Here is a 12,652-nt window from a genome sequence, read left to right as displayed (position 1 = left end):
ACGGAGGCCAGCCATCCCCGCACGGTGAGCTGCGGCTTGGGCAACGTGCCCCGGGCGTCGTTCCTCACCGGGTCACCGGGTGGTCCGCTGCACGCGGACCACGGCGATGTCGTCGCTCAACCCGCCCATTCCCTGAGCGAGTTCCTCTGCGCCGTCGATCAGCGCGTCGACGAACTCCGGTCCGGCCAGCCCGGCGTGCCCACGCGCCAGAGCCAACAATCCGTCTTCGCCGAGTCGCCGGCCGCCGCTTCCGGAGTAACCCTCGAAGAGTCCGTCGGTCAGCAGCAACAGACCGTGCCCGGCCGGCAGGTGCACCTCAGTCTGCGGCCAGTCGGCGCAATTCAGGCCCAACGCCGGACCATGGGGCGGCTCGAGCCACTCCACCGATCCCGGGCCGTGCACCAGCATCCCGGGATGCCCGGCGCGCACCGCGGTGATCGGAGCGTCGTCGCCCGGTATCGCCAGGCTCAGCACCGTGGCGAAGACGCCGTTGTCGGCGCGTTCGGCGTGCAGCACCCGTTCCAGCTGACGCATCCGATCCACCCCATGCACGCCGGCGAATGTCAGTGTGCGCCAGGCGATCCGAAGCGCAGCTCCCAACGCCGCCTCGTCCGGGCCGTGACCGGCGACGTCGCCGATGAGCACATGGGTGACCCGGTCGGGGGTCTGCACGACGTCGTAGAAGTCGCCGCACAACAACGCCTTCTCCCGGCTGGGCCGGTACCGGGCAACGATCTCGAGACCCGGGTCCTCCAGCAGCAGCGGGGACGGCAACAGGCCGCGTTCGAGCAGCGCGTTCTCCCGGGCGCGCAGCTGGCTGGCATGCAGGTCCGCGGCGATCAGCTCGGCACGTTTGCGTTCGATCGCGTACAACAGCGCGCGGCGCAGCATCTCCGGTTCGACCCGGCCTTTGACGAGATAGTCCTGGGCTCCGGCGGCGACGGCGGAGGCGCCGAAGTATTCGTCGTTGAGTCCGGTGAGCACCACGATCGGCACGGTGGCATCGCTTCGCAGGATCCGGTCCAGCGCGTCGATTCCGTTGGCGTCGGGCAGATTCAGGTCCAGCAGCACACAGTCCGGGCGGGCCGAGGCCAGCTCGCGCTCGGCGTGCGCCATCGACTGCGCCCACACCACCTCGATGTCGGCGACCGCGTCGGCGATCAGTTCTTCCACCAGCACGGCGTCGGCCCGGTCGTCTTCGACCAACAGCAACGACAACGCCCGCCAGCTGGCCGCGGGGGCCACGAAACCCTGCACCGTCAAGTCCCTGTCACCCGCGGGCGCACACGCGAACTCACGTTCTTCACCAAATTCGGCCCCCTGGGCAGTGGCAACACGTCTGGTCATGGGACGACGCGCCGGCATCCGGCAAGTGCGTCGAAGCAGGTCCGAAAAGATCCGGGCGTTATCTTGCCACCTCGACTGGCTTCTCAATCGCGCGTGGACTTGGTCGTCAGCTGGATACTAGGCGGTGGGACGCGGGTTTTCCTGTCGTTCTGGCAAATGTCATCGGAGCTGCTTACGCCGGCGTCAGCGCAACAGGGCCCGGGACATCACGACTCGCTGAATCTGGTTGGTGCCTTCGTAGATCTGGGTGATCTTGGCGTCGCGCATCATCCGCTCGACCGGGAAGTCGATGGTATAGCCGGCGCCGCCGAACAGCTGCACCGCGTCCGTGGTGACTTCCATGGCCACATCGGAAGCCAGGCACTTCGACGCCGCGGAGATGAAGCCCAGATTGCCTTCGCCGCGCTCGGCGCGGGCGGCGGCGGTGTAGACCATCAGCCGGGCGGATTCCACCTTCATGGCCATGTCGGCGAGCATGAACTGCACGGCCTGGAACGAGCTGATCGACTGGGCGAACTGCTTGCGGTCCTTGGTGTAGGCGATCGCCGCGTCCAGGGCGCCCTGCGCGATGCCGACGGCCTGGGCCCCGATGGTCGGACGGGTGTGATCCAGCGTCGCCAGCGCGGTCTTGAATCCGGTGCCGGGCTCGCCGATGATGCGGTCGCCGGGGATCCGACAGTTCTCGAAGTACAACTCGGTGGTGGGCGACCCCTTGATGCCCAGCTTGCGTTCCTTGGGGCCGATCTGGAAGCCCTCGTCGTCGATGTGCACGATGAACGCCGAGATGCCGTTGGCGCCCTTGTCCGGATCGGTCACGGCCATCACGGTGTACCAGGATGACTTGCCGCCGTTGGTGATCCAGGCCTTCGCGCCGTTGAGGATCCAGTCGTCGCCGTCGGCCTTGGCCCGGGTGCGCATCGACGCGGCGTCCGATCCGGCCTCGCGTTCGCTCAGTGCGTAGGAAGCCATCGCGGTGCCGTCGGCGATGGACGGCAACACCTGCTTCTTCAGCTCGTCGGAGCCGCGCAGGATCAACCCCATGGTGCCCAGCTTGTTGACCGCGGGAATCAGCGATGCCGACGCGTCGACGCGGGCGACCTCTTCGATGACGATGCAGGCCGCCACCGAGTCCGCGCCCTGCCCGCCGAATTCCTCGGGGACGTGCACGGCGTTGAATCCCGAGGCGTTCAGCGCGTCCAGCGCTTCCTGCGGGAACCGGGAGTTCTCATCGACGTCGGCGGCGTGCGGGGCGATCTCCTTTTCCGCCAGCGCACGGATCGCCGAGCGCAACTCCTGGTGCTCCTCGGGCAGTTGAAACAGATCGAACGACGGATTTCCGGCCCATCCAGCCATCGCCAGCCTCCTTGCTACTCGTCGGTAACTTTACCCTGTAGCTGCTGCAACGCCGCATCCTTGGCCGCGACGGTCTGCGCCAGCCGGTCCTGGAACTCGACGATGCGCGCCCGCAGTTGCGGGTCCGACGATCCCAGCATGCGCACGGCCAGCAGTCCCGCGTTGCGGGCGCCACCAATCGACACCGTGGCCACCGGCACCCCGGCCGGCATCTGCACGATCGACAACAGCGAATCCAGCCCGTCCAGCCGCGCCAGCGGCACCGGGACACCGATCACCGGCAGCGGGGTCGCCGAGGCGACCATGCCCGGCAGGTGCGCGGCCCCGCCGGCACCGGCGATGATCACCTCGAGACCGCGGTCGGCGGCCTCGCGCGCGTAGTCGAACATGACCGCCGGAGTGCGATGCGCCGAGACCACGCGGACCTCGTGCGGGACGTCGAATTCGGCCAGGGCCGCGGCGGCGTCCTGCATCACCGTCCAGTCGCTGTCGCTGCCCATGATGACCCCGACTCGGGGCTGCGGGCTGGTGTCACTCATGCGCGTCCCATCCGTCCGTCCACTGCGCGTGCGACAACCAGTGTGCCGCCAGCTCGGCCCGTTCCCGCAGCGTGGCCAGGCTTTCCGGGCCGGGGTCGTCGGTGCCGAGGAAGTTGATGTGCCCGATCTTGCGCCCCGGCCGCTCGGCCTTGCCGTACAGGTGCACCCTGGCGTCGGGCATCCGGGCGAACAGGTGATGCAGCCGCTCATCCATGGATATCTGCGGCGTCTCGTCCGCTTTCGCGCCCAGCACGTTGGCCATCACGGTCCACGGCACGACGGCCGCGGTATCGCCGAGCGGATAGTCCAGTACCGCGCGCAGGTGCTGCTCGAACTGGCTGGTCCGCGATCCGTCCATGGTCCAGTGCCCCGAGTTGTGCGGCCGCATCGCCAGCTCGTTCACCACCAACCGCCCGTCGGTGGTCTCGAACAGTTCCACGGCCAGCACCCCGACCACGCCCAGTTCGTCGGCCAGCCGCAGCGCCAGCTGCTGGGCTTCGACGGCCAGCGCCTCGGACAGCTCCGGTGCAGGCGCGATCACCTGCACGCAGATGCCGTCGCGCTGCACGGTCTCCACCACCGGCCAGGCCGCGCCCTGACCGAACGGCGAGCGGGCCACCAGCGCGGACAGCTCCCGGCGCAGCACCACCCGCTCCTCGACGAGTGCCGGCACCCCGCCGGCCAGATATTCGCCCGCGATCTCGCGGGCGTGCGCAAGATCACGCGCCATCGCGACACCGCGGCCGTCGTAGCCGCCCCGGGCCGCCTTGACGACGACGGGACCGTCGGCGAACGCCGCCAGCTCACCGAGGTCGTCCTGACTCTCGAGGCCGAGGTAGCGCGGCACCGGCATGTTCAGCGCCGCCAACCGCCGCCGCATCACCAGCTTGTCCTGGGCGTGCACCAGGGCGGGCGGGGGCGGCAGCACGTTGACGCCCTCGGCGACCAGCTTCTCGAGCAGCTCGGACGGCACATGTTCGTGGTCGAACGTCAGCGCGGTGGCCCCGGCGGCCACCCGGCGCAGGTCCTCCAGCTCGGTGTGCGAACCGATGACCACGTCGGGGCTGACCTGGGCGGCCGGGTCGTCGGTCGAGTTTGCCAGCACACGCAGGGTCTGCCCGAGGGCGATAGCGGCCTGGTGCGTCATCCGGGCCAATTGACCACCGCCGACCATGGCTACCAGGGGAGTTCGGGGACTCGGCACGGCCCTCATGTTGTCACGGCACCTGACCGGCGTGTTTAGTGGCCTTAAACGGCTCAGAATGCCAAATCGTTATGTACCATTTTGCGCCGATTTCGAGATCATCCGTAGACTGGCGTGCTGTGTCCTTTGCCGATGCCACGATCGCGCGTCTCCCCGCGGCTGTTCAGCCCTTTGCGATGCGCCACCACGAGCTGATCAAATTCGCCATCGTCGGCGGCACCACATTCATCATCGACTCGGCCATTTTCTACACGCTGAAGCTGACCATTCTCGAACCCAAACCGGTGACGGCCAAAGTCATCGCCGGGATCGTCGCGGTGATCGCGTCCTACATTCTGAACCGCGAATGGAGCTTCCGTAACCGGGGCGGCCGCGAACGCCACCACGAAGCGTTGCTGTTCTTCGCGTTCAGCGGCGTCGGTGTGTTGCTGAGCATGGCGCCGCTGTATTTCTCCAGCTACGTCCTGCAGCTGCGGGTGCCCAATGTGTCGTTGACCGTGGAGAACCTGGCCGACTTCCTGTCGGCCTACATCATCGGGAACCTGCTGCAGATGGCGTTCCGGTTCTGGGCCTTCCGGCGCTGGGTGTTCCCGGACGCGTTCGCCCGCGACCCGGAGAAGGCGCTGGAGTCGGCGCTGACCGCCGGCGGTATCGCCGAGGTCTTCGAGGACGAGCTGGAAGAGGGCAACGTCACCTTGCTGCGGTCCTGGCGCAACCGCGCCGGCAAGACTCAGCTGGGAGATTCCTCCGAGCCCAGGGTGTCGAAGACTTCGTGATACAGCAGCGCGTGCACATCGCGCAGCCGCGGAATGTTGTGAAACTCCAACGGATCCTGTGACGCCGACTCGATGATCAGCGTTCCGGTGCGGAAGATCCTTTCGAAGACTCTGTCCCGGAACTCCACGCTGTTGATCCGCGCCAGCGGGATGTCGATGCCGCTGCGGGTCAGCACGCCGTGGCGGTACATCACCCGCCGGTTGGTCACCACGAAATGCGTGGTGAGCCAGGACAGGAACGGCCACACCGTCAGCCAGCCGACGATGATCAACCAGATACCCCAGATCACGCCGTAGATGATGTTCTTCGTCATCGGCTGCCACGGGGTGGAGTCGACGAACCCGGAACCGAGCGAGGCCAGCGCGGTCGCCACGATCAGCGCCAGGACCGGCAGGATCAGACGTTTCCAGTGCGGGTGACGGTGCAGGACCACCTGCTCGCCCTTGGCCAGTGCGTTGTCCGGATAGCCCACCGCCCCAAGCTAACGCAAATGGATCACGTCACCGGCGGAAACCACGACGTTCTGCCCGGATTTGTCGGCGTCGCTGTCCCAGGTTTCCAGGCACAACCGGCCCTGCTCGTCGATGTCGCGCGCGATCCCGACGACGGCTCGGTCGCCGGGGAGTTCGGCCCGGACCCGCGATCCGAGGGTCAGGCTGCGGGCCCGGTAGTCGTTGGCCAGCTGGGGGTCGGCTCCCCGCACGGCGCGCCAGGCGGCGATGCGCTCCCCCAGCTCGCGCAACAACCGACGCACCAGCAGGTTGCGATCCAGCTGCGCGACGCCCTCGTTCAGTAGCGAGGTCGCACCGACGTCGGGTGGGGCGTCGCTGACGTTGAGCCCGATGCCGACCACCGCGAACGGTTGTGCCACCTCGGCCAGGATGCCGGCCAGCTTGCCGCTCCCGGCGAGCACGTCGTTGGGCCACTTCAGCCCGGCTTCCACCGGGCTCACCGCGGCCACCGCGTCCACGACGGCCAGCCCGGTAGCCAGCGACAGCCAGCCCCACCCGGCCGTCGGGACGTCGTCGACTCGGACCCCGACCGACATCGTGATCTGCCCTCGCGGCGCCGCCGTCCAGTTCCGGCCATGCCGTCCGCGGCCGGCGGTCTGTTGTTCGGCGATCAGCACCGCGCCGTCGATGTCGGCGCCGTTCGACGCCCGGGTCAGCAGGTCGGCGTTGGTGGAACCGGTTTGCTCGACGACGTCGAGTTGCCGCCAGTAGGAGTCGTCGCCGATCACCTCGGCGCGCAGGGCGGCCTCGTCGAGCCGGTCGCGGTCGGTCACGCGATCAGCTTAAAGACCCGCTTTGCCGGGTCATCCCGGCGCGCCGACGCTCAGCCGCCTACTCGTCCGCGCCGAGCGTGTCGCCAGTGCGAAAATCGACCCGAATTTTGACAGTGGTTACACGCTCGGCGGGGCCAGCGAAGGCTCAGCGTCCGAGCATGTCCCTGACCGCCAGATGGCTGAACAGCATGCTGGTGCCGATCGGGTTGCCGCCGCCGGGATAGGCCAGCCCGCTGGGCGCGGCCATCGTGTTGCCGGCGGCGTACAGGCCGGGGATCGGATTGCCCGAGGTGTCCAGCACCCGCGCGGCGGCGTCGGTGCGCAGTCCACCCTTGGTGCCCAGGTCGGAAATGCCGAAGGCGGCGGCGTGATACGGCGGCCGGTCGATGGGCACCAGCGGCGAGGCGCCGCCGGAGAACGCCCGATCGAATGCCTCGTCGCCGCGGCCGAAGTCCTCGTCCACCCCGGCGGCGGCGAACTGGTTGAACCGGGCCACCGTCGTCGCCAACTGGCCCGGCGGCACCCCGATCTGGGTGGCCAGCGCCTCCAGCGTGTCGGCGGTGTGCCACAGCCCGGCCGCGACGTATTTTTCGGTCTCCACGATCGAGACGTTGGCCGCCTTGACCGGCGGCACCTCCCCTTCGCGGTCGTCGTAAATCATCCAGTACGGCAACGTCACCGACTCGTCCTGCAGCTTGCCGATGATCTCGCGGCCGGCGCGGTCGTAGGCCCGGGATTCGTTGACGAATCGGTTGCCGTCCTGGTTGACGAAGATGCCGCCGGTGAACCACAGCGCGAACGCCGAGCGGCCGTCGGGATGCGTCATGCCCGGCGACCACCACGCCTGGTCCAACAGGTCGGTGTCGGCGCCGACGGCGATGCCGGCCTGCAGCGCCTGGCCGAGGCTGCCCGGCCCGCCCATGGTGTCGCGCGCGTGACCGGGCACGCCGTAGCGGCGGCGCAGCTCGTCGTTGTCTTCGAAACCGCCGGCGGCCAGCAGCACTCCGCGCCGGGTGCGGATCGCGGTGCGTTTGCCCCAGTTGTCCACGACGGCACCCACGACCCGACCGTCGGACACCACCAGCTCGACCAGCGCGGTGTCCCGGCGCAGCGAGGCGTTCGGGTACTGCTTGATCGCCGTCAGGAACCGCGCGATCAGCGCGCGGCCGCCGACGTAGTAGTCGGGCGGGGTTTCGGCGCCGAGCCGGTCGGTGTCCAGCGGTCCGCGGATCTCGTCGCGCAGTTCCGGAGCGGCGGCCACCTTCAGCGGCTTCGCGGCGATGTGACGCTGGCCGTCCAGTCGGGCTTTGGGCGCCTTGCCGTAATAGTCGGGCCAGGGCAGCGGCACGAATTTGATGACGGGATCCTGCTCGAGGTATTCGATCAGGGGCGCGCCGCCGCGCACGAACGTTTCCTGCAGTTCCCGCGGGGTCCGGTCGCCCACCACCGCGTGGTAGTAGGTCAGCGCGTCCTCGATGGTGTCGTCGGTGCCCGTGCGCTTGAGGACGGGATTGCACGGAAACCACACGCCGCCACCGCCGGAGTAGGCGGTGGTGCCGCCGAACTTGTCGGTCGACTCGACGAGCAGCACATTGAGGCCTTCGCGGGCGGCGGTATACGCGCCGGTCACGCCGCCGCCACCGGATCCGGCGACCAACACGTCGCACTCCTCTGCCCAGCGCATTTCCGGATGGCCGTCCATGCCCGGAGACTACTTAAGGGCTCATTAAGGGTCGGGCCGGGTCTGCCGATAACATCGACTCCCATGACAAGCGTCGCCGACCACACCGCAGAGCCCGCCGCCGAGCACACGATCGACATCCACACCACCGCGGGCAAGCTCGCGGAGCTGCACAAGCGTCGGGAGGAGTCGCTGCATCCGGTCGGTGAGGCCGCCGTCGACAAGGTGCACGCCAAGGGCAAGCTGACGGCGCGGGAACGGATTACCGCACTGCTGGACGAGGATTCGTTCGTCGAGCTGGACGCGCTGGCCAAGCACCGCAGCACCAACTTCGGGCTGGAGAAGAACCGTCCGGTGGGCGACGGCGTCGTCACCGGTTACGGCACCATCGAGGGCCGCGACGTCTGCATCTTCAGCCAGGACGCCACGGTGTTCGGCGGCAGTCTGGGCGAGGTGTACGGCGAGAAGATCGTCAAGGTGCAGGAGCTTGCGATCAAGACCGGGCGTCCGCTGATCGGCATCAACGACGGCGCCGGCGCCCGCATCCAGGAGGGCGTCGTCTCGCTGGGCCTGTACAGCAAGATCTTCCGCAACAACATCCTGGCGTCCGGCGTCGTCCCGCAGATCTCGCTGATCATGGGCGCCGCGGCCGGCGGCCACGTGTACTCCCCCGCCCTGACCGACTTCGTCATCATGGTCGACCAGACCAGCCAGATGTTCATCACCGGACCCGACGTGATCAAGACCGTCACCGGCGAGGACGTCACCATGGAGGAACTCGGCGGCGCCCACACCCACATGGCGAAGTCGGGCACGCTGCATTACGTCGCGTCCGGGGAGCAGGACGCCTTCGAGTACGTGCGCGACCTGCTCAGCTACCTGCCGCCGAACAACGCCACCGACCCGCCGCGGGAGCCGGCGCCGCTGCCGGTGGGTCCGATCGAGGACAACCTGACCGACGAGGACCTCGAACTGGACACCCTGATCCCGGACTCGCCCAACCAGCCCTACGACATGCACGAAGTGATCGTGCGCATCCTCGACGACGACGAGTTCCTCGAGGTGCAGGCGGGCTACGCGCAGAACATCATCGTCGGGTTCGGTCGCGTCGAGGGCCGGCCGGTCGGGATCGTGGCCAACCAGCCCACCCAGTTCGCCGGCTGCCTGGACATCAACGCCTCGGAGAAGGCCGCCCGGTTCGTGCGGACCTGCGACTGCTTCAACATCCCGATCGTGATGCTGGTGGACGTGCCGGGGTTCCTGCCGGGCACCGGCCAGGAATACAACGGCATCATCCGGCGCGGCGCCAAGCTGCTCTACGCCTACGGCGAGGCGACCGTCCCGAAGATCACCGTGATCACCCGCAAGGCCTACGGCGGCGCTTACTGCGTGATGGGTTCGAAGGACATGGGTTGCGACGTCAACCTGGCGTGGCCGACGGCCCAGATCGCGGTGATGGGCGCCTCCGGCGCGGTCGGGTTCGTGTACCGGCAGAAGCTGAAGGAGGCCGCGGAGGCCGGCGAGGACGTCGACGGGCTGCGGCTGCAGTTGCAGCAGGAGTACGAGGACACCCTGGTCAACCCCTACATCGCCGCCGAGCGCGGCTACGTCGACGCGGTGATCCCGCCGTCGCACACCCGCGGTTACGTCGGCACCGCGCTGCGGCTGCTGGAACGCAAGATCGCGCAGTTGCCGCCGAAGAAGCACGGGAACATCCCCCTGTGAGGCAACTAGTGCCGAGCAGACGCAAAAGCACCCCATTTCGGCACGAAATGGGGACTTTTGCGTCTGCTCGCCCAACTTCACCAGCGACGGGAGTGAGATGACTGAGGTGACCGAGGAGACGCAGCCGGCCGAGGAGGCGCCGCACGCGCACGAACCGCACCTCAAGGTCGTCAAGGGCCACCCGAGCGACCAGGAGCTGGCGGCGCTGATCGCCGTGTTGGGCTGCATCGGCGGTGGGACGCCCCCACCGGAACCCGAACCGGCCCGGTGGGGTCTGCCGGTGGACAAGTTGCGCTACCCGGTCTTCAGTTGGCAGCGCATCACCCTGCAGGAAATGACGCACATGCGTCGATGATCCGCCTGGTGCTCGGGTCGGCCTCATCGGGACGGCTCACGGTGCTGCGCCAGGCGGGTGTCGACCCGCTGGTGCTGGTCTCCGGCGTCGACGAGGACGGACTGATCGCCGCGCTGGGTCCGACCGCCGCGCCCGGCGAGGTGGTGCGGGCGCTGGCCACCGCGAAGGCCGAACACGTGACGTCGGTGCTGCCCGACCGTGCGGTCACGGCGGATTGCGTTGTGCTCGGCTGTGATTCGATGCTCTACCTCGACGGCCGGTTGTGCGGCAAACCCGCGTCGGTCGAGGACGCGCGCCGGCAGTGGGAGTCGATGGCCGGACGCCGCGGACACCTGCACACCGGGCATTGCCTGGTTCGGATACGCGACCACACCGTCGTGCGAACCGAGGCCGAAACATCGGTCACCACAGTGCAATTCGGGACCCCGTCCCGCGACGACCTGGAGGCGTACCTGGCCAGCGGCGAACCGCTGAAGGTGGCGGGCGGGTTCACCCTGGACGGCTTGGGCGGCTGGTTCGTCGACGGGGTGGACGGCGACCCGTCGACCGTGATCGGCGTGAGCCTGCCGCTGTTGCGCTCGCTGTTGGGACGGGTCGGGGTGTCGGTCGCGTCGTTGTGGGCCGCCAATCCGACGCCGGAATCGGAGTAACAGCTAAACGCTCGACTTGCAGTTGATCGGGGGTGAGCGACTGAGCGGTGTCGGTGACGATTTCCGCCGCATTGCCGGCTCAAGCACGGTTGTGAAGCCTTGGCTTTGAGTGTGAAGTGACGGCTTTCGGCGTGCAGTCTGGGCGGGAAAATCGGCAGGATCCCGCCCAGGTTTCACCCCCAACGCCCAGATTTCACGCGCAACGCCCAGGTTTCACGCGCAACGCCCAGGCTTCACGCGCAACGCCCAGGTTTCACACCAAAAGCCCGGCGCACCGCACCGCGGCGCGGTCTGAAGGTCGAAACGATGCGGTCGGCGAAGCCTTAATCCGCAGCCGAGAACCAACCCTGCAGACGCCCGAGAAGCACTGCGCCCAACACTCAACCGAGCTGTTCGACTCGCTTTAGTAGGCTCGGTGACGTGCCACTTCCCCCAGATCCCAGCCCCACCCTGTCGGGCTACGCCAACCCCGAACGGCTCGTCACGGCCGACTGGCTGTCCGCCCACATCGGCTCTCCCGGCCTGGCAATCGTCGAATCCGACGAGGATGTGCTGCTCTACGACGTCGGCCACATTCCCGGAGCCGTCAAGATCGACTGGCACACCGACCTCAACGACCCACGGGTGCGCGACTACATCACCGGTGACCAGTTCGCCGCGCTGATGGACAGCAAGGGCATCGCCCGCGACGACACGGTGGTGATCTACGGCGACAAGAGCAACTGGTGGGCGGCCTACGCGTTGTGGGTGTTCACCCTGTTCGGTCACCCCGATGTGCGCCTGCTCAACGGCGGACGCGACCTCTGGCTCGCCGAACGCCGCGACACCACCCTTGAGGTCCCGACCAAGACCTCGGCCGGCTATCCCGTCGTGCAGCGCAACGACGCGCCGATCCGGGCTTTCAAAGAAGACGTGCTCGAGGCGCTGGGCAGTCAGCCGCTGATCGACGTGCGCTCCCCCGACGAATACACCGGCAAGCGCACCCACATGCCCGACTACCCCGAAGAGGGCGCGCTGCGCGCCGGCCACATCCCCACCGCACGGTCCATCCCGTGGGGCAAGGCCGCCGACGAGAACGGCCGCTTCCGCAGCCGCGAGGAACTCGAAGAGCTCTACGGCTTTCTGAACCCCGACGACCGGACCATCGTCTATTGCCGCATCGGCGAACGGTCCAGCCACACCTGGTTCGTGCTGACCCATCTGCTGGGCAGATCCGGCGTGCGCAACTACGACGGGTCGTGGACCGAGTGGGGTAACACCGTGCGCGTGCCGATCACCGCCGGCCCCGAACCAGGACCAGCACCGGCCACATGACGATGCCCGCGCCGCTGGCCGAGGTGGTGTCCGACTTCGCCGAAGTCCAGGGCCAGGACAAGCTGCAGCTGCTGCTGGAGTTCGCCGGTGAACTCCCAGCCCTGCCGGCACATTTGGCCGAATCCGCGATGGAGCCGGTCCCCGAATGCCAGTCACCGCTGTTCCTGCACGTCGACGCCCGCGACCGCGACCGGGTGCGGCTGCATTTCAGCGCGCCGGCCGAGGCGCCGACCACCCGCGGATTCGCGTCGATCCTGGCCGCCGGCCTCGACGAGCAACCCGCCGCCGACATCCTCGCGGTGCCCGAGGACTTCTACACCGATCTCGGTCTGGCCGAGCTGATCAGCCCGCTGCGGCTGCGCGGAATGTCGGCGATGCTGGCGCGAATCAAGCGCCGGCTTCGCGAATCCGCCTGAATCGGG

The 12,652-nt window shown here is 68.1% G+C and carries 12 protein-coding genes and 1 pseudogene; 6 read left to right on the top strand and 7 right to left on the bottom strand.

Features of this window, described 5'->3' with window-relative positions:
* Positions 1-72: 72 nt before the first annotated feature.
* The 4 genes from AC5Y46_RS18185 to AC5Y46_RS18170 form a co-directional block, all read right to left on the bottom strand.
* A complete protein-coding gene (locus tag AC5Y46_RS18185) occupies positions 73-1,218 on the bottom strand; it encodes a PP2C family protein-serine/threonine phosphatase (protein ID WP_499941903.1) in 1,146 nt (381 codons plus the stop codon).
* Positions 1,219-1,530: 312 nt separating this feature from the next.
* Entirely contained in the window at positions 1,531-2,700 is a 1,170-nt protein-coding gene (locus tag AC5Y46_RS18180; RefSeq protein WP_499941724.1) for an acyl-CoA dehydrogenase, read from the bottom strand.
* 14 nt (positions 2,701-2,714) lie between these two features.
* Positions 2,715-3,239, bottom strand: a complete 525-nt coding sequence (purE, locus tag AC5Y46_RS18175) for a 5-(carboxyamino)imidazole ribonucleotide mutase (RefSeq protein ID WP_499941723.1) — start codon at positions 3,237-3,239, stop codon at positions 2,715-2,717.
* Positions 3,232-4,452, bottom strand: coding sequence for a 5-(carboxyamino)imidazole ribonucleotide synthase (locus AC5Y46_RS18170; protein ID WP_499941721.1), 1,221 nt, complete (start codon positions 4,450-4,452; stop codon positions 3,232-3,234). Before AC5Y46_RS18170 ends, purE begins: the two co-directional genes overlap by 8 nt.
* 110 nt (positions 4,453-4,562) lie before the next feature.
* Here AC5Y46_RS18170 and AC5Y46_RS18165 point away from each other — a divergent pair, with 110 nt between their 5' ends.
* Entirely contained in the window at positions 4,563-5,219 is a 657-nt protein-coding gene (locus AC5Y46_RS18165; RefSeq protein WP_499941720.1) for a GtrA family protein, read from the top strand.
* Here the strand turns inward: AC5Y46_RS18165 and AC5Y46_RS18160 are convergent.
* From AC5Y46_RS18160 to AC5Y46_RS18150, 3 genes are all read right to left on the bottom strand, one after another.
* Complete coding sequence (locus tag AC5Y46_RS18160) at positions 5,174-5,692, bottom strand: PH domain-containing protein (RefSeq protein WP_499941718.1); 519 nt, start codon at positions 5,690-5,692, stop codon at positions 5,174-5,176. The genes AC5Y46_RS18165 and AC5Y46_RS18160 overlap by 46 nt on opposite strands.
* Before the next feature lie 9 nt (positions 5,693-5,701).
* Positions 5,702-6,505: a biotin--[acetyl-CoA-carboxylase] ligase gene (locus tag AC5Y46_RS18155; RefSeq protein WP_499941717.1), complete on the bottom strand. Its 804-nt coding sequence runs from the start codon at positions 6,503-6,505 to the stop codon at positions 5,702-5,704.
* A gap of 145 nt (positions 6,506-6,650) precedes the next feature.
* A complete protein-coding gene (locus AC5Y46_RS18150; protein WP_499941715.1) occupies positions 6,651-8,207 on the bottom strand; it encodes an FAD-binding protein in 1,557 nt (518 codons plus the stop codon).
* Positions 8,208-8,270: 63 nt separating this feature from the next.
* Between AC5Y46_RS18150 and AC5Y46_RS18145 the strand changes: the two genes are divergently transcribed.
* The 5 genes and pseudogenes from AC5Y46_RS18145 (at position 8,271) to AC5Y46_RS18125 (ending at position 12,646) form a co-directional block, all read left to right on the top strand.
* Entirely contained in the window at positions 8,271-9,911 is a 1,641-nt protein-coding gene (locus tag AC5Y46_RS18145) for an acyl-CoA carboxylase subunit beta (protein WP_499941713.1), read from the top strand.
* Positions 9,901-10,266: pseudogene (locus AC5Y46_RS18140) on the top strand (acyl-CoA carboxylase subunit epsilon); the annotation flags it as partial. The gene AC5Y46_RS18145 and the pseudogene AC5Y46_RS18140, both read left to right, overlap by 11 nt.
* Positions 10,263-10,916: a Maf family protein gene (locus AC5Y46_RS18135; RefSeq protein ID WP_499941711.1), complete on the top strand. Its 654-nt coding sequence runs from the start codon at positions 10,263-10,265 to the stop codon at positions 10,914-10,916. The pseudogene AC5Y46_RS18140 and the gene AC5Y46_RS18135, both read left to right, overlap by 4 nt.
* A 420-nt stretch (positions 10,917-11,336) precedes the next feature.
* Positions 11,337-12,230 (top strand): sulfurtransferase, encoded by an 894-nt coding sequence (locus tag AC5Y46_RS18130; protein ID WP_499941710.1) that lies wholly within the window; start codon positions 11,337-11,339, stop codon positions 12,228-12,230.
* A complete protein-coding gene (locus AC5Y46_RS18125) occupies positions 12,227-12,646 on the top strand; it encodes a SufE family protein (protein ID WP_499941708.1) in 420 nt (139 codons plus the stop codon). The genes AC5Y46_RS18130 and AC5Y46_RS18125 overlap by 4 nt, the downstream gene beginning before the upstream one ends.
* The last annotated feature ends 6 nt before the right edge of the window (positions 12,647-12,652 follow it).

The sequence above is a fragment of the Mycobacterium sp. NGS59 genome (assembly GCF_059812345.1).
Note: the sequence above shows the minus strand (reverse complement) of the source record. Positions and strands in the feature narration are given on the sequence as shown.